Below are 16,795 nucleotides of genomic sequence, written 5' to 3' on the forward strand. Positions count from 1 at the left end.
GCTCGTCGGGTCAGCGGGCGCCGGCGCCGACCGGCTCGGGGTCCCGGCGGGCGGGGGACCGCTCCAGCGCGGCGCCCTCGACGTCGAGCTCGGGGAGCCAGCGCAGCCAGCGGGGGAGCCACCAGGCCCGCTCGCCCAGCAGCGCGAGCGCCGCCGGCACCAGCACCATCCGGACCACGAAGGCGTCGAACAGGATGCCCGCGGCCAGCGCGAAGGCGATCGACTTGATGGTCGCGTCGCCGGCCGGCACGAACCCGGCGAACACCGAGAACATGATCAGCGCCGCGGCCACGACGACCGGTGCCGCCTGCCGGAAGCCGGTGCGGACCGCGTCCATCGGCGACGCGCCGTGGCTGTGCGCCTCGTGCATCCGGGAGACCAGGAAGATCTGGTAGTCCATCGCCAGCCCGAACAGGATCCCGATCACCAGGATCGGCGTGAGGCTGATCAGCGGGCCGGTGGTGTCCAGGTTGACCGCGCCGGCCAGCCAGCCCCACTGGAACACCGCCACCGTGGCGCCCAGCGCGGCGCCGATGGTGAGCAGGAAGCCCAGGACGCCGACCAGCGGCACCAGCAGCGAGCGGAAGACCAGCACGAGCAGCACCAGCGCCAGCCCGACGACCAGCACCAGGTAGACCGGCAGCGCGTCGTCCAGGGACTTCGCGACGTCGACGCTGACCGCCGTCTGCCCGGTGACGTAGGCGTCCACGCCGTCCAGGTCGGCCAGCGCCGCGCGCAGGTCGGTGACCAGCTGCTCGGTGGCCTGGGTGGTGGGGCCGGACTCGGGGACGACGGTGAGCAGCGCCGCGGCCCCGTCGGGGCTGGGCACCGCCGGGCTGACCTGCGCGACGTCGTCCAGGCCGGTGATCGTGCCGGTGGCCCCGGTCGCGGCCTCGACGGCGGAGTCGCCCTCGAACAGCACGGTGATCGGGCCGAGGGAGCCCTCGCCGAAGCCGTCGGCCAGCAGCTGCTCGGCGCGGGCCTGGGTGCTGTCGGTGGCGGGGGTCTGGACGAGCGTGGTCTGCATGGAGAAGAACGGGACGGAGACCACGCCGAGGGCCACGACCGTCAGCAGCAGCGACAGCGCCCGGTGGCGGGTGACCGCCGCGATCCAGCCGGCGAGCAGCCCCCGGCCGCCGGTCGGCGCGGTCGCCTCGTCGCCCACGGGTGCGGCACCGCGGTGCTTCTTCGGCAGGGCGCGCTGCCCGAGCAGCCCCAGCACCGCGGGCACCAGGGTGAGCGCGATCAGCACCGCGACGACGATCGTCGCGGCGGCGGCCAGGCCCATCTGGGTGAGGAACGGGATGCCGACGACCGAGAGCCCGGCCAGCGCGATCACCACGGTGAGGCCGGCGGTGACGACGGCCGAGCCGGCGGTGCCCACGGCGGTGGCGACCGCTGTCGCGACGTCGGAGCCGCGCCGCAGCTCCTGCCGGTGCCGGGTGACGATGAACAGCGTGTAGTCGATGCCGACCGCCAGGCCGAGCATCGCCGCCAGCGTCGGGGTGGTGGAGGACAGGTCGGTGAAGCCGGTGGCGATGGTGATGCCCAGGACGCCGATGCCGACGCCGACGACCGCGGTGAGCAGGTTCATCCCGGCGAGCGCCAGCGACCCGTAGGTGACGGCGAGGACGATCAGCGCGACGACCACGCCGACCACCTCGGTGGGGCCGCCGACGTGCGGGGCCTCCTGGGTCGCGTCCCCGGTCGCCTCGACGGTGAGCCCGCCGTCCCGGGCGTCGGCGACGGCGTCGAGCAGGGCGTCCTGCTCGGCGACGGTCACCTCACCGGGGACGCCGGAGTAGGTCACCGTGCTGTAGCCGGTGGTCTGGTCGGCGTTGACCGCGCCCGCGGCCGGGTCGAGCGGGTCGGTCGCGGAGACCACCCCGGGCAGCCGGCCGAGCGTGCCGACCAGCTCCTGGACCGCCGCGGCGTTCGTGCCGTCGGTCAGCGTCTGCCCGTCGGGGGCCTGCACGACCACCCGGGCGGTCGCGCCCTCGCCGCCGGCACCGAACTGCTCGCCGATCTTGTCCAGGGCGACCGTGGACTCCTGGCCGGGGATCGAGAACGTGCTCGACGTCTCGCCGGCGAGGGTGGCGGCGCCGACGCCGCCGCCGACGAGGACGACCAGCCAGAGGCCGACGACGGCCAGCCGGTGCCGGTGCGAGAGGGCACCGAGTCGGGACAACAAGACAGCCATGGGTCAGGCCTCCACCTGGTCGGGACGGGACGGTGTGGCGCCGGGACGGCGGTGGCCGAGCGCGTCGGTGCAGGTGGCGACCACGAAGGGCCGCCACGCGGTGGTCTGGTCGTGCTGGTCGGCGGCGAGGGCGAGGACGGCGACCGCGGCCAGCGCGCCGATCACCCGGACCACCCGCTCGGTGTCGGCGGTCTCCGGGTCGACGCCGAAGGCCCGCAGCGCGGCGGCGCCGGCCCCGGCGGCCTGCGCCTCGCCGGGGTCGCCCTGGGTGACCGGTGCCAGCAGCAGCGCGACCATCCCCGGGTGCGCGAGGGCGAAGTCGACCATCGCCTCCACCGCGGCCCGGTCGCGCGCCACGCCGACCGGCAGGTGGTCGACCTGGTCGACGACCCGCTGGCCGAGGTCGGCGGACTGCGCGAGCACCGCGGCGTGCAGCGCGTCCTTGCTCGGGAAGTGGTGCAGGAGCCCGGCCTTGGACAGCCCCACGGCGTCGGCGACCGCCTGCACCGACGTGTGCTCGAACCCGTGCCGGGCGAACAGCGCCGCCGCCCGGTCGAGGATCTGCTCGTCGGCCTGCTGCCGGAACGTCCGTGTCACGGGAGCGAGGCTACGCCCGGCCCGACCAGATCGGTCGGTCCACCGACCAGATCGGTCGGTGTGGTCCCTCACACGGGGTGGGCCAGACTGTCCCGGTGAGCTCCGCGCCCGTCCCGACCCTGTCCGCGCTCGTGCTGCCCGACCGGCACCCGGTGTCCACCTTCGTCGCCGAGGTGCAGGACGCCGAGCGGTTCGGCGTCCGCGCGGTGTTCACCTACGACCACCTGACCTGGCCGCTGCTGGCCGACGGGCCCTGGTACGGCGCCGTCCCGCTGCTCGCCGCCGCCGCGGCGGCCACCGACCGGGTGCGCCTGGGCACCCAGGTCGCCTCGCCGAACTTCCGGCACCCGGTGCCGTTCGCCACCGAGCTGGTCACCCTCGACCAGCTCTCCGGCGGGCGGCTGGAGCTCGGCGTGGGTGCCGGCACGGAGAGCCTGGACGCGAAGGTGCTGGGCGACCCGCCGCTGAGCCGCCCGGAGCGGATGACCCGGTTCGAGGAGTGGCTCACCCTGCTCGACCAGCTGCTGCGGGAGCCGGTCGTCACCGTGCACGGCGAGCGGTACACCGCGATCGACGCCCACCAGCTGCCCGGCTGCGTGCAGACGCCGCGGCTGCCGTTCACCGTCGCCGCCACCGGTCCGCGGGCCCTGCGGCTGGCCGCCCGGCTCGGCCAGCGGTGGGTGACCTACGGGCCCTACGGCGCCGACGTCGAGCCCGAGGCCTGGTTCGCCGCGGTCGCCGAGCAGTCCGCGCGGCTGACCGACGCGCTGGCCGAGGACGGGCGCGAGCCGTCGTCGATGCGGCGCAGCGCCCAGCTCGGGCTGGAGACGTACTGGCCGTTCGAGAGCCGCGAGCGGTACGCCGACACCCTCGGCCGGCTCACCGAGGCCGGCATCGACGAGGTGAGCGTGCACTGGCCGCGCCCCGACGGGCGCGGCGTGCCGACCGCCGCGCTGCCGGTCCTGGCGGAGGCCCACGGGCTCTGACCGTGGCCGGCACCCGGGCGCTGCGGCGCGTGCTCCGGCCCGCGCTGGTCGTCGTCCTCGTGTTGGCTGTGCTGGTGGGTCTGCTGTGGGCGTTCCAGCGGCGGCTGGTCTACCTGCCCGACGCCGGGCCGGTGCCGGCCGCCGCGGACGCGGTGCCCGGTGCCCGCGACGTCGAGCTGACCACCTCCGACGGGCTGACCCTCGGCGCCTGGTTCGTGCCCGGCGCGACGGCCGACGTCCCCACCGTCCTGGTGGCCAACGGCAACGGCGGCCACCGCGGGATGCGCGCCCCGCTGGCCCGGGCGCTGTCGGCCGCCGGGCTGGCCGTGCTGCTGTTCGACTACCGCGGCTACGGCGGCAACCCGGGCAGCCCGTCGGAGGAGGGGCTGGCCCGCGACGCCCGGGCGGCGCGCAGCTGGCTGCTCGAGGACGCCGGGGTGCCGCCGGGGCGGCTGCTGTACCTGGGGGAGAGCCTGGGCTGCGCCGTCGTCACCGGGCTGGCCGTCGAGCACCCGCCGGCCGGCCTGGTGCTGCGCTCGCCGTTCGTCGACCTGGCGGCGGTGGGCGGCGAGCACTACCCGTTCCTGCCGGTCCGCCTGCTGCTGCGCGACCGGTACCCGGTGGCCGAGCAGGTCGCCCGGGTGCAGGTGCCCACCACCGTCGTCGTGGGCAGCCGGGACTCGATCGTCCCGCCCGCGCAGAGCCGGCAGGTGGCCGACGCGGCCGCCCGGCTGCACCGCCTGGTCGAGGTGCCCGGCGCCGACCACAACGACGCGGTGCTGCTCGACGGGCGCGCCCTCGTCGACGCCGTGCTGGAGCTCGCCGCGCTGACCGGCTGAGACCCGCCCGTTGACACCGCCGCACCTGCCTTCCTACGGTCACAGGGCGTTCTAGGACTGCTCACAGGGGCCGGAGCTGCACTCCGTTCGGGGGGCCCCATGCCACCGTGCGACGACGCCGGTGGACCGCCACCGACATCGGAGTCCCCATGCCCGAACGCCCGTCCCTCCCGCTCTTCACCGCCCCGGCGCCGCGGCGCCGGTGGCTGGTCGTCGCCGGCCTGAGCGTCGCCGTGCTGGTCGGTGGGGCCGCCGGCCCGGCCGTGGCCGGTGACCGACCCGGCGGGGGCCACCACGGCGGCTGGCCCCACCCCGGCCGCGATGCCTCGACGACGGTCGAGCCGTTCGGCACCGCACCCGACGGCACCCCGGTCGAGCGCTGGACGCTGGCCAACGGCGACATGACCGTCCGGGTGCTCACCTGGGGCGGGGTGATCCAGACGCTGGAGGTGCCCGACCGGCGCGGGAACGTGGAGAACGTCGTCCTCGGCTTCCCCGACCTGGCCGGCTACGTCTCCGACGACGACCCCTACTTCGGCTCGCTGATCGGCCGGTACGGCAACCGGATCGCCGGGGGCAGCTTCACCCTGGACGGGACGACGTACCAGCTGCCGCAGAACGACGGCCCGAACACCCTGCACGGCGGACCGCAGGGCTTCGACGACCAGGTCTGGACCGCCACCCCGGTCGGTGACCAGGACGTCGCCGCGCTGCGCCTGGAGCTGGTCAGCCCCGCCGGCGACCAGGGCTTCCCCGGCACGCTGACCACCGCGGTCACCTACAGCCTGGACGACCGCGAGCGGCTGAGCGTGCACTACGAGGCGACGACCGACGCCCCGACCGTGGTCAACCTGACCCAGCACACCTACTGGAACCTCTCCGGCGAGGGCTCGGGGACCATCTACGACCACCAGCTGCGGATCGACGCCAGCGCCTACACGCCGGTCGACGAGACGCTCATCCCGACCGGGGAGATCGCCCCGGTGGAGGGCACGCCGTTCGACTTCCGCCGGCCGACGGCGATCGGCGAGCGGATCCGCGAGTCCGACCAGCAGCTGCTCTACGGGCAGGGCTACGACCACAACTGGGTGCTCGACCGCGAGGACGACGGCGCGCGCCCGGGCTCGGACGCCGAGGACGCGCTGGAGGAGGCCGCCCAGCTGCGCGACCCGGAGAGCGGCCGGCGGCTGACCATCTCCACGACCGAGCCGGGGCTGCAGTTCTACTCCGGCAACTTCCTCGACGGCACGCTCGTGGGCACCAGCGGCCGCACCTACCGCCAGGGCGACGGGCTGGCGCTGGAGACCCAGCACTTCCCGGACTCCCCGAACCAGCCGCAGTTCCCCTCGACGGTGCTGCGCCCGGGCGAGGTCTACGACAGCACCACGGTGTTCGAGCTCGACGACTGAGGGGGCGGCGCGGCCGGGATCGTTTTCCGGCCGCGCCACCGGGCACAGCTCCATCGTGCCCAACGAGTCCGCGCGGGGCCGCGCGCCCGGCGACGTCCCGCCCACCCTGCTCGACGCCAACCGGCTGTGGGTCGACTCCCGCGTCCGGGCCCTCGTGCAGCAGCGGGTCGAGGCGCCGCTGCTGCTGCGGCTGGGCGGCCCGGTGCCCGGCGGCCGGGTGCTGGAGCTCGGCACCGGACGGCGGGGGACCGGGCTCCGGCTGGCACTGGACGTCTTCGGCGCCGCGCACGCCGACGGGGTCGAGCTGCACGAGGCGAGCGTCGCGGCGTGCCGGGCGGCCGTGCGCGACCTGGGCGACCGGGTGGCGGTGCAGCGCGGTGACGCCACCGCGCTGACCGCGGCAGCGGGCTCCTACGACGCGGTCTTCGGCTACCACGTGCTGCACCACGCCGACGCCTGGCGGGACGTCGTGGCCGAGGCCGCGCGGGTCCTCCGCCCGGGCGGGCGCTTCTACTCCTGCGAGATGACCGCCCGGTTCGTCGACAGCCGGCCGCTGCGCGCCGTCTCCCGGCACCCCGCGGACGGCGACCGGCCCACCCCGGACGGGATCGCCGCGGCCTGCCGGGACGCCGGGCTGACCGTGGCCGGTCAGCAGACCCGGGTGGCCGGCTGCTGGACCGCGCTGGTCGCGACCCGGCGGTGAGCCCGGCGCCCGGGGTCCTGCGGTCCGCCCTGCACCTGCTGCGCCGGCACTGGCGCGCGGCCTACCTGGCGTCGCTCGCGGCCACGCTGGTCAACACCGTGCCCGACGTGCTGCGCCAGGTGCTCGTCTGGGACGACCCCCGGGTGGCCGCCGCCGTCGCGGTGGACGTGGTCGGCTTCGGCACCGCGCTGGTCGCCCAGCTGTGGGTGACCGGGGCGGTGGCCGGGCTCCCGGACGGCGGTGGGCTGACCCCGGCCGGGGCGCTGCGCCGCGGCGCGGGCCTGGCCTGGACCGCCGTCCGGCGCGCGCCGGGCTCGGTGGCGGCCGGCGTCGTCTGCGGTGGCGCGGTGTCGGCGCTGCTCACCGTCCCGGCGTCGGTGGCCGCGCTGGGGTGGCACCGGGTGCTCGGGCCGCTGGACTCACCTGACCCGGGCGCGTTCGCGGTGGCGACCGCCAGCGACCTGGTGGCCAGCGCCGTCACGCTGCCGTTCCTGGCGCTGGTGCTGGTGCTCGTCGCCGGCGGCCGCCGGTTGGCCCGCACGCCGGCCGGGCAGTAGCCGACCATGGCCAGGGACTGGGACCTCACCCGCAAGAGCATCGGGACGCTGTCGATCTGGCTGGGCACCGGTGCGCTGTTCGCGCCCCGGGCGATCACCAGCGTGCTCGGCGTCGACGACACCGCCGCCCGCACCGACACCGCGCTCCCGCTGCTGGTCCGGCTGATCGCCGCGCGCAACATCGCCATGGGCGCCGCGCTGCTGGTCACCCCGGCGCCGCAGGCCCGCCGCACCACCGAGGTGACGATGCTGCTGACCGTGCTGGACGCGGCCGCCGTGCTGGTCGCCCGCCGGGGCGGCGACGTGGCGCAGCGCAGCGCGGGCCTCTCGCTGACCGTGCTGGCCACCGCGGCCGCCGGGGCGGTGCGCTGGCACCGCCGCTGACCGCTCGTCGGGTCGGCGCACCGCGCCGCACGGAAACCACTTGACCTCCAGTGGGCTGGAGGGTCGACGCTGCTCTGCGACCGGCGGGGGCGGACGGTCGCCGGAGGACCGATGAGTTCTCCGGCCGCCTCCCGTCCCAGCTGGCAGAGACGTCGTCCTGCAGCTCGAGGTGAGGAACCCGATGACCACGCAGACACCGCTCGCCATCGAGGCGAGCGGGCTCAGGAAGTCCTTCGGCACCACCCGCGCCGTCGACGGGGTCGACCTGGCCGTCCCGGCCGGCTCGGTCTACGGGGTGCTCGGGCCGAACGGTGCGGGCAAGACCACGACGATCCGGATGCTCGCGACGCTGATCGCACCGGACGCCGGCAGCGCCCAGGTGCTCGGCCACGACATCGTGCACGAGGCCGACACCGTGCGCGGGCTGGTGAGCCTCACCGGCCAGCTCGCCTCGGTCGACGAGGAGCTCACCGGCCGGGAGAACCTGGTGCTGCTCGGCCGCCTGCTCGGCTACTCCCGGCCCGCCGCCCGGGACCGCGCCGACGAGCTGCTGGAGGCCTTCGACATCGCCGAGGCCGGCGGGAAGCTGGTCAAGCACTTCTCGGGGGGCATGCGCCGCCGGCTGGACATCGCCGCCAGCATCGTCGTCACCCCGCGGCTGATGTTCCTCGACGAGCCGACCACCGGGCTCGACCCGCGCTCACGCAACCAGGTGTGGGAGATCGCCCGGGCCCTGGTCGCCGAGGGCACGACGATCCTGCTCTGCACCCAGTACCTCGAGGAGGCCGACCAGCTCGCCGACGGCATCGCCGTCATCGACCGCGGCCGGGTCATCGCCGAGGGCACCCCCGGCCACCTCAAGGCGTCGGTGGGCACCGGCTCGCTGCGGGTCCGGCTGCTGGACCCGGCCCGCCGGGGCGAGGCGGCCGGGGTGCTCGAGCGCGTGATCGGCCCGGTGGTGCTGGAGGCCGAGCCGGCGGCGCTGTCGGCCGCGGGGGCCGACCCCGCGCAGGCGGCCATCGGCGTCGCCGAGCTGGCCCGGGCGGGCATCCCGCTCGCGCACTTCTCGCTCGAGCAGCCCAGCCTCGACGAGGTGTTCCTCGCCCTCACCGGCCACGCGGCCGAGGAGACCACCGTGCCGTCCCAGACCCTCCAGGAGCTGTCGTGACCACCACCACCCGCACCCCGGGCACGGCCGACACCGCCGCGGTGCGCCGGGCCATCTCCTCGACCGCCCGGCCCGCCCGGCCCGGCCGGCTGTCGACCGCGCTGACGTTCGGCTGGCGGGGGATGCTCAAGGTCAAGCACGTGCCGGAGCAGCTGCTGGACGTGACGATCACGCCGGTCATGTTCGTGCTGATGTTCACGTACCTGTTCGGCGGCGCGATCGCCGGCTCGACCGGGGCCTACCTGGACTTCATCCTGCCCGGGATGCTGGTCATGTCGGTGCTGTTCACGACCGTCTACTCCGGGGTCTCGCTGAACACCGACCTGACCAAGGGCGTGGTGGACCGCTTCCGGTCGCTGCCGATCTGGCGGCCGTCGCCGCTGCTGGGCTCGCTGCTGGGCGACAGCGTCCGCTACGTGATCGCCGGGACGGTGATCATCGTGCTGGGCGTCGCGCTGGGGTTCCGGCCCGACGGCGGGTTCGTGGGGGCGCTCTCCGCGCTGGCGCTGGTGGTGGTCTTCTCGTTCGGGCTGTCCTGGGTGTTCTCGGTCCTCGGCCTGCTGCTGCGCTCCCCGAACGCGGTGATGAACGCCGGGTTCATGGCCATCTTCCCGCTGACCTTCCTGTCCAACGTCTTCGTCGACCCGGCGACCCTGCCCGGCCCGCTGGAGGCGTTCGTCGGGGTCAACCCGATCTCGGTGCTGGCCACCGCGTCCCGGTCGCTGATGGCCGGCGAGCCCGACGGCACGGCGATCGCCGTCTCGCTGGCGGTGGCCGCGGGTCTGGCCGCGGTGTTCCTGCCGCTGACGACGCGGCTCTACCGCAGCCGCTGAGGTGCGCCGACCGGCTCAGAACGCGTCGCCGGTGCGCCAGGGCATCTCCTGCAGGGTGAGGGTGTTGCCGTCCGGGTCGCTGAACCAGGCGTACCGGACCCTGCCGCCGACGTCCTGCACCTCGCCGACCTCGACGCCCCGGCCGACGAGCTCGGCGCGGGACCGCTCGATGTCGGCGACGACCAGGTGCAGCCCGCGCACCGAGCCGGGCGCGGTGTCGGAGATGCCGGGCATCCCGGTGCCGATGACCAGCGAGCAGGCCGAGCCCGGGGGAGTCAGCTGGACCACCCGCATGCCCTCGGTCGGCCGGACGTCGACGTCGGCGACGAACCCCAGCTGGTCGACGTAGAAGGCCTTGGCGCGGTCCACGTCGGTCACCGGCACCGGGACGAGCTCGAGCTTCATGTCCATGACGCACTTCTACGGACCCGCGCGCCGTCTGGGAAGAGGCGGCAGCGGTGGAGGTCCGCCGGCCGCCGGGTGAGGATGACCGGATGACAGCGGACGAGCGGACCCACGACCTGGTCGTCTACGGCGCCAGCGGCTTCGTCGGGCGGCTGCTCGCCGCCCACCTGGCCGAGCACGCGCCCACCGCCACCCGGATCGCGCTCGCCGGCCGGTCCCGCGAGCGCGTGGCGGCGGTCCGCGACGGGCTCCCCGGCGCCGCCCGGGAGTGGCCGGTGCTGGCGGCGGACTCCGACGACCCCGCGTCGCTGGCCGCCCTCGCCGCGCAGACCCGGGTGCTGGTGACGACGGTCGGCCCCTACCTCCGCTACGGGCTGCCGGTGGTCGAGGCCTGCGCCCGCGCCGGCACGCACTACGCCGACCTCAGCGGCGAGGTGCTGTTCGTCCGGGAGGCGATCGACCGGTGCGACACCGTCGCCAGGGAGACCGGCGCCCGCATCGTGCACGCCTGCGGGTACGACTCCGTCCCGTCCGACCTGGCGACCATGCTGCTCGCCGACCGGGCTGCCGCCGACGGTGCGGGCGGGCTCACCGACGTCCGCCTCGTGGCCACGGCGCGGGGCGGCTTCAGCGGCGGCACGATCGACTCCGCCCGCGCCCAGGCCGAGGCCGTCGGCCGCGACCGCACCCTGCGCCGGGTGCTCGCCGACCCGTTCGCGCTGAGCCCCGACCGGGCCGCCGAGCCGGGCACCCGGCAGCCGCGGGACGCTGCCCCACCGGCACGCACCCCGGACGGCCGGTGGACCGCGCCGTTCGTCATGGCGCCGTTCAACACCCGCGTCGTCCGGCGCAGCAACGCCCTGCAGGGGTGGCGGTACGGCCGGTCGCTGAGCTACGGCGAGGTGATGGGCGCCGGCCGGGGGCCGCAGGGCGCGGCGACCGCCGTCGGGGTCACCGCCGCGCTGGCCGGGGTCTTCGGCGCGATGTCGTTCCCGCCCACCCGCGCCGTCCTGGACCGGCTGCTGCCGGCCCCGGGCAGCGGCCCGAGCGCCGCGGTGCGGGAGAAGGGGTGGTTCCGCTCGGTCGTCGACGCCGGCACCGAGGACGGCCGGCGCTACCGGGCCACCGCGGCCGGCCGGGGCGACCCGGGGTACGCGGCGACCGCGGTGATGCTCGGCGAGACGGCCCTGGCGCTCGCCCTGGACGGCGACCGGCTGCCCGACCGCGCCGGGTCGCTGACCCCGGCCACCGCGCTCGGCGACGTGCTGGTCGAGCGGCTGCGCGCGGCCGGGCACACCTACGAGGTACAGCCCGCCTGATCCGGGCCCGGACATGACGAAGGGCCGTGACGCGGTGCGTCACGGCCCTCCGTCGATCACGTCAGAGGACGCGGACGTTCTCCGCCTGCGGGCCCTTCTGGCCCTGCGTGACGTCGAACTCGACCTGCTGGCCCTCGTCGAGGGACTTGTAGCCGTCGCCGCCGATGGCGGAGTAGTGGCAGAAGACGTCAGCGCCGCCGCCGTCCTGGGCGATGAAGCCGAAGCCCTTCTCCGCGTTGAACCACTTCACAGTGCCCTGAGCCATGTTGATCTTCTTCCGTGCTGGGGTGTCGGGACCGGAAGAGCCCGGAACCGGGTCGCCGCACCGACCGGCAGGACCGAGAGGAACGTCAGGCAGAGACGACTGCGGACGTCCGTGAACGAAGCAGAGGCGCAACAGCGACCGAGCAGGACCCTACCCTGCCGACCGCGCCCGGGGGCGGGAACCCGCTCCGCGCGAGGTCCGGTGGACGATCCGGGGCGCGGATGACCAGCCGGAGCGGACCCGCGACCGAGGTCGGGGGCGGGCGCGCGACCCCGGCATGGAAACACCCGGGGCCCCTCGCGCGTCCCCGCACCGCCCTCCCATGGTGGCGGGGGCGCACCGGCCGCCGGGCCCGACCAGCGCCGGCCCGGACGGCACCCAGCAGGTCCGTGAGCACGCCTCGACCAGGGAGGGCCCATGCACCACGTCAGCGCAGGACGAGGGGGACGACGCGGCGGGGGAGGGCGACGGCTGGCGGTGACGACCTCGCTGGTCGTGCTGTTCACCGCCCTGCCGGGCACGGCGGCGTGGGCGGGTGGCGGGAGCCGGACCTGGGTGGTCCACCCCGGCGAGTCGATCCAGGCCGCCGTCGACCGGGCGGCGTCCGGGGACACGATCCGGATCGAGGCGGGGACCTACCAGGAAGCCGTCTGCGTCGCGGGCAAGGGCCTGACCATCGACGGTGCCGGTCGGGACGCGACGCGCATCGTCTGGCCGGAGTGGTCGACGACGGCCGACCTCCCCGACGTCGAGTCGAACGCCTGCTGGGAAGCGCAGGACGACGCGGACCCGCAGAGCGTCCCCGGCACGCTGGCCGACGACGTCTCCGGCATCTTCTTCCTGGACCCCGACGGCCCGGTCGACGTGAGCCACCTGTCGACCTGGCACCACCCGGCCAACGGGATCGCCGCCTGGGGCGCCGACGGCTTCCGCGTCTACAAGACGAAGGGGCACGGGCACGACCGCTACGGCGTCCTGGCGGCCGACTCGACCCACGTCCGGATCCAGCGGAACATCGAGGAGGGCGTCGACCGGGGCACGCCGGACCAGCCCGACAGCGGGACCGCCGGCATCGGCTCCACCGACTCCGACGAGGCGTACGCCGACATCGTGGCCAACGACGTCCAGGGCTACAACATCGGCGTCTTCGCCCGCGAATCGCGCGTCGGCCAGATCAGGAACAACTACGTGGCCGGCAACTGCGTCGGCGTGCTCGTCTTCGACGACGCCGCCACCGAGGTCCCCGACACCTCCCGGGAGATCGAGGGCGGGGACTGGACGATCCGGTCGAACGAGTCGTCGGCCAACGACCGCTTCTGCCTCGCCGGGATCGGTGAGGTCGAGGGGGCACTGCGGGTCTCGGGCACCGGCGTGGCCGTGGTCAACGCCGACCACGTGGGCATCCACGACAACCGGATCCGGGACAACCGCCCGGCCGTGGACCCCGCGACGCTGCAGTTCCCCGCCGCGGGGGTCGCACTGCTGACCCTGCCGCCGTTCAACGACCAGTCGGGCGCCGACCCCGGCCCGGTCACCGCGGTGCAGGTGCGGGGCAACACCATCACCGGGAACAGCCCGGTCGACGTCCTGCGCGGCTGGCCGCCGCCCCTGGACGCCCAGTTCCCGCCGGTCGGCGCCGACGTGTCGGTCCGCGGCAACACCTGCACCACCAGCATCCCGGCCTCGATCTGCGGCTCCTGACCCGTGCGCCGGAGACGCCCGAGGAGTCTCCGGCACCGGCCGTCAGGAGCTGGTCAGGACGACGAGCCGCTGGGTCGCCCGGGTCATCGCGACGTAGCGGTCGACCGCCCCCTCGATGCCGCTGCCGAACGCCTCGGGGTCGACCAGCACGACCAGGTCGAACTCCAGCCCCTTGGCGAGCTCGGGGGTCAGCGACCGGACCCGGGACGTCGCCGGGAACGCCGGGTCGCCGATGACGCAGGCGGTGCCCTCGTCGTGCTCGGCGAGCCAGCGGTCGAGGATCGGACGCAGCTCGGAGACCGGCCCGTGCACCACCGGGACGCCGGTGCTGCGGACGGAGGTCGGCACGTTGGCGTCGGGCAGCACGGCCCGGATGACCGGCTCGGCCTCGGCCATCACCTCCGCCGGCGTCCGGTAGTTGATCCCCAGCGAGGCCACGGTGACCCGGCGCAGCCCCACCCGCTCCAGCCGCTCCGGCCACGACTCGGTGAACCCGTGCCGGGCCTGGGCGCGGTCCCCGACGACGGTGAAGCTCCCGGACGGGCAGCGGAGCCGCAGCACCTGCCACTCCGCGTCGGTCAGCTCCTGCGCCTCGTCCACCACGACGTGCGCGAACGGGCCGGCCAGCTGGTCGGGCTCGGCGGTCGGCAGCGCGTCCGGGTCGACCAGGGCGTCGCGGAGGTCCTCGTGCCGCAGGGTGGTCATCAGCAGCAGCTCGGAGTCGTCGGTCGCGATCAGCTCGTCGATGACGTCGGCCATCCGCGCCCGCTCGGCGGCGGACACGACGGCCTGCCGGCGCGTCCGCCGGGCGGCCTTGGCGTCCCCGAGCCGCTGCCGGGCGGCGTCCAGCAGCGGCAGGTCCGCCGTCGTCCAGGCACGCGGGTCGGGCCGCTGCAGGGTGCGGACGTCGGCGGCGCTCAGCCACGGGGCGCAGTGCCGCAGGTAGGCGGGCACCGACCACAGGTCGCCGATGACGTCGGCGGCCTCCAGCAACGGCCAGGTCCGGTCGAGCACGGCGCGCAGCTCCCCGTCCCGGCGCAGCGCGGCGCGCACCTCGTCGGGGGAGGCCTCCTCGGTGTCGTGCGCGTCGACCAGGATGCCCAGCAGCGCCTCCCACACCTGCTCGCGGGCCTCGTTGTGCGGGGTGCCGGGCTCGGCCGCCGCGAACGCCTCCGCCCAGTCGTCCGGGCCCAGCCGGACGTCGGCCCACGGGGTGGCGACGACCGTGCCGCGGGCGGGCGGCTCCTCGTGGAACCGGACGGCCGCCTCGATCGCCGTCACCATCTCCGCCGACGACTTCAGCCGGGCCACCTCCGGGTCGCGCTCGACCACGGCGGTCGCGCCCTCGGGCACCAGGTCGCGCAGCGTGCAGGTCCGCACGCCCTCCTCGCCGAGGCTGGGCAGGACGTCGGCGACGTAGGCGAGGTAGGGCTGGTGCGGGCCGACGAACAGCACGCCACCCCGGCGGTGGCCCAGCCGCGGGTCGGCGTAGAGCAGGTAGGCGGTGCGGTGCAGGGCGACGACGGTCTTGCCCGTGCCGGGGCCGCCGTCGACGACCAGCGCGCCGTCCGAGCCGGCCCGGATGACGGCGTCCTGGTCGGCCTGGATGGTGCCCAGCACGTCGCGCATCCGCGCCGACCGGTGGGCGCCCAGGCTGGCGATGAAGGCGGACTGGTCGTCCAGCGCCGCGTGGCCCGCCAGCCCGTCGGCGGTGAACACCTCGTCCCAGTAGTCGGTGACCCGGCCCCGGGTCCAGCGGTACCGGCGGCGGCTGGCCAGGCCCATCGGGTCGGCGTGGGTCGCGCCGAAGAACGGCTCGGCGGCGGGGGAGCGCCAGTCGAGCAGCAGCCGGCGGCCGGTGCGGTCGGTGAGCCCGAGCCGCCCGACGTACACCGGCTCCGCGCCGTCGGCCGCGACGATCCGGCCGAGGCAGAGGTCCAGGCCGAACCGGCGCAGCGTCCGCAGCCGGGCGGCGAGCCGGTGCACCTCCAGGTCGCGGTCCAGGGCGGCCTGGCCGGTGCCGCCGGGTGCCCGGCGCTCGGCGTCCAGCCGGTCGGTGAGGTCGGCGATCGACTCGGCCAGCGTCTGCGCGATGGCCGCGAAGTGCTGCTCGTCGCCGGCGACGAGCGCCGGGTCGGCCTTGGCGGCGAGGTGGTCGGGGAGGTCGAAGGCAGTGGTGGTGGAACGGCTCACGATGTCATCTCCGCAGGTCAGGGCCACGGGCGATGAGTGTGGGGGCCACCGGGGGGCTTGCCGCAAGGCCCCCGGTGCGCTATACGTTCGAGTGGGCGGAGAGGTCGTCAGCCGCGGGCCAGCGCCACCGCCTCGGCCAGCCCTGCCGCGTACGCCTCGGGCTGCTCCCAGGCGGCGAAGTGACCACCGGCGGGCTCCTCGTGCCAGCCCCGGACGTCGAAGACGCGGGCGGCGAACTCCCGGGGCGCGTTGACCAGGTCGCGGGGGAAGACCGTGACGACGGTCGGCGCCACCGGCTGCCGGCCGGGCACCGAGCTGTGCGCGTACGGGGTGAACGACGTGCCGATGGCCCCGCTGACCCAGTACGCGGTGATCCAGGTCAGCAGCTCGTCGCGGGAGAACACCCGGTCCAGCCGGCCACCGTGGTCGGTCCAGGACGTGTACTTCTCCAGCAGCCAGGCGGCCAGCCCGGCGGGGGAGTCACCGAGCCCGACGGCGAGGGTCCGCGGCTTGGTCTTCTGCTCGTGCATGTAGCCGCCCTCCGCCTCCTGCCACCGCCGGCCGTGCTCGACGTAGGCCTGCTCGGTGCCGCTGAGGTCGTCGGGCAGGGCCGCGAGGAAGTGGTACTGCGACACGTCGGTGAGGTGGAGCGCCGCGACCGCGTCCGAGTGCTCGGCCGCCAGCGCCTCCGCCACGTCGCAGCCCACGTCGCCGGCCGACACGACGTAGCGGTCGTACCCCAGCTCGGTCATCGCCTGGGCGACCGCCTCCGCCATCTCCGCCGAGCTGAGGCCGCCGTCGGGCACCGGAGCGGCGAACGGGTAGCCCGGCAGCGCCGGGACGACGACGTGCTGGCCGGCCAGCAGCGGCAGCACCCGCTCGAACCGGAGCACGGAGTCCGGCCAGCCGTGCAGCAGCACGACGGGGACGGCGTCGGGGGCGGGGGAGCGGCGGTGCACCAGGCGCAGCGGCCCCCGGTCGGTCGAGGTGAGCACCCAGGGCAGCGACCGGATGCGCTCCTCGTGCGGTCGCCAGTCGTACTCCTCCGCCCAGGCGGCGAGCAGGTCGGCGAGCTCCGCGGGGTCGACCCCGTGCTCGTCCCGCAGGGTCGCCGCCACCGGCACGGGGCGGTACCGGCGGAGGCGGTCGCGCAGGTCGTCCAGGACCTCCTGCGGCACGGGTTCGGGCGCGCTGTCGATCATGGCGGCCATCGTGCCCTCCCGCCCCCGACGGTGA

At 75.6% G+C, this 16,795-nt stretch carries 16 protein-coding genes; 10 read left to right on the forward strand and 6 right to left on the reverse strand.

From position 1 onward, the window contains the following. Positions 1-10: 10 nt before the first annotated feature. Together FHX36_RS04345 and FHX36_RS04350 are read right to left on the reverse strand one after the other, a co-directional pair. Positions 11-2,200: an MMPL family transporter gene (locus tag FHX36_RS04345; RefSeq protein WP_110551847.1), complete on the reverse strand. Its 2,190-nt coding sequence runs from the start codon at positions 2,198-2,200 to the stop codon at positions 11-13. Positions 2,201-2,203: 3 nt separating this feature from the next. Continuing rightward, positions 2,204-2,797: a TetR family transcriptional regulator gene (locus tag FHX36_RS04350; RefSeq protein ID WP_183513525.1), complete on the reverse strand. Its 594-nt coding sequence runs from the start codon at positions 2,795-2,797 to the stop codon at positions 2,204-2,206. Between the two features lie 95 nt (positions 2,798-2,892). On the opposite strand from FHX36_RS04350, the gene FHX36_RS04355 reads away from it, so the two are divergent. From FHX36_RS04355 to FHX36_RS04390, 8 genes are all read left to right on the forward strand, one after another. Further along, the gene (locus FHX36_RS04355; RefSeq protein ID WP_110553933.1) at positions 2,893-3,783 is read left to right on the forward strand and encodes an LLM class flavin-dependent oxidoreductase; all 891 of its coding nucleotides are present in this window, start codon (positions 2,893-2,895) and stop codon (positions 3,781-3,783) included. A 2-nt stretch (positions 3,784-3,785) separates the two neighbouring features. Continuing rightward, positions 3,786-4,622, forward strand: a complete 837-nt coding sequence (locus FHX36_RS04360) for an alpha/beta hydrolase (RefSeq protein ID WP_258373021.1) — start codon at positions 3,786-3,788, stop codon at positions 4,620-4,622. A gap of 149 nt (positions 4,623-4,771) precedes the next feature. Then, on the forward strand, positions 4,772-6,031 hold the full coding sequence (locus tag FHX36_RS04365; RefSeq protein ID WP_183513526.1) for an aldose epimerase family protein: 1,260 nt from the start codon (positions 4,772-4,774) through the stop codon (positions 6,029-6,031). Positions 6,032-6,086: 55 nt separating this feature from the next. After that, positions 6,087-6,734, forward strand: a complete 648-nt coding sequence (locus FHX36_RS04370) for a class I SAM-dependent methyltransferase (protein WP_110553935.1) — start codon at positions 6,087-6,089, stop codon at positions 6,732-6,734. Next, positions 6,731-7,291 (forward strand): hypothetical protein, encoded by a 561-nt coding sequence (locus FHX36_RS04375; RefSeq protein ID WP_183513527.1) that lies wholly within the window; start codon positions 6,731-6,733, stop codon positions 7,289-7,291. The genes FHX36_RS04370 and FHX36_RS04375 overlap by 4 nt, the downstream gene beginning before the upstream one ends. A 6-nt stretch (positions 7,292-7,297) precedes the next feature. Next, a complete protein-coding gene (locus FHX36_RS04380) occupies positions 7,298-7,675 on the forward strand; it encodes a DUF4267 domain-containing protein (protein WP_183513529.1) in 378 nt (125 codons plus the stop codon). Positions 7,676-7,856: 181 nt separating this feature from the next. After that, on the forward strand, positions 7,857-8,843 hold the full coding sequence (locus tag FHX36_RS04385) for an ATP-binding cassette domain-containing protein (protein WP_110551935.1): 987 nt from the start codon (positions 7,857-7,859) through the stop codon (positions 8,841-8,843). Continuing rightward, complete coding sequence (locus FHX36_RS04390) at positions 8,840-9,676, forward strand: ABC transporter permease (protein ID WP_110551934.1); 837 nt, start codon at positions 8,840-8,842, stop codon at positions 9,674-9,676. The genes FHX36_RS04385 and FHX36_RS04390 overlap by 4 nt, the downstream gene beginning before the upstream one ends. A 15-nt stretch (positions 9,677-9,691) precedes the next feature. On the opposite strand, the gene FHX36_RS04395 is transcribed toward FHX36_RS04390, so the two are convergent. Next, positions 9,692-10,087 carry a VOC family protein gene (locus FHX36_RS04395; RefSeq protein ID WP_110551933.1) on the reverse strand — a complete coding sequence of 132 codons (396 nt, stop codon included), beginning with the start codon at positions 10,085-10,087 and terminating at the stop codon, positions 9,692-9,694. Positions 10,088-10,170: 83 nt separating this feature from the next. Between FHX36_RS04395 and FHX36_RS04400 the strand changes: the two genes are divergently transcribed. Then, positions 10,171-11,400, forward strand: coding sequence for a saccharopine dehydrogenase family protein (locus FHX36_RS04400; RefSeq protein WP_110551932.1), 1,230 nt, complete (start codon positions 10,171-10,173; stop codon positions 11,398-11,400). A gap of 61 nt (positions 11,401-11,461) precedes the next feature. Here the strand turns inward: FHX36_RS04400 and FHX36_RS04405 are convergent, their stop codons facing one another. Next, positions 11,462-11,665 carry a cold-shock protein gene (locus FHX36_RS04405; protein WP_110551931.1) on the reverse strand — a complete coding sequence of 68 codons (204 nt, stop codon included), beginning with the start codon at positions 11,663-11,665 and terminating at the stop codon, positions 11,462-11,464. 477 nt (positions 11,666-12,142) lie between these two features. Here FHX36_RS04405 and FHX36_RS04410 point away from each other — a divergent pair, with 477 nt between their 5' ends. Further along, entirely contained in the window at positions 12,143-13,366 is a 1,224-nt protein-coding gene (locus FHX36_RS04410) for a right-handed parallel beta-helix repeat-containing protein (protein ID WP_181428740.1), read from the forward strand. Between the two features lie 42 nt (positions 13,367-13,408). Here FHX36_RS04410 and helR read toward each other — a convergent pair whose 3' ends face one another. Next, entirely contained in the window at positions 13,409-15,559 is a 2,151-nt protein-coding gene (helR, locus tag FHX36_RS04415) for an RNA polymerase recycling motor ATPase HelR (protein WP_110551929.1), read from the reverse strand. A gap of 107 nt (positions 15,560-15,666) precedes the next feature. Further along, entirely contained in the window at positions 15,667-16,761 is a 1,095-nt protein-coding gene (locus tag FHX36_RS04420) for an epoxide hydrolase family protein (protein ID WP_110551938.1), read from the reverse strand. Between the last annotated feature and the right edge of the window lie 34 nt (positions 16,762-16,795).

Origin of the sequence: Modestobacter versicolor, assembly GCF_014195485.1 — a bacterium.
Taxonomy (GTDB): domain Bacteria; phylum Actinomycetota; class Actinomycetes; order Mycobacteriales; family Geodermatophilaceae; genus Modestobacter; species Modestobacter versicolor.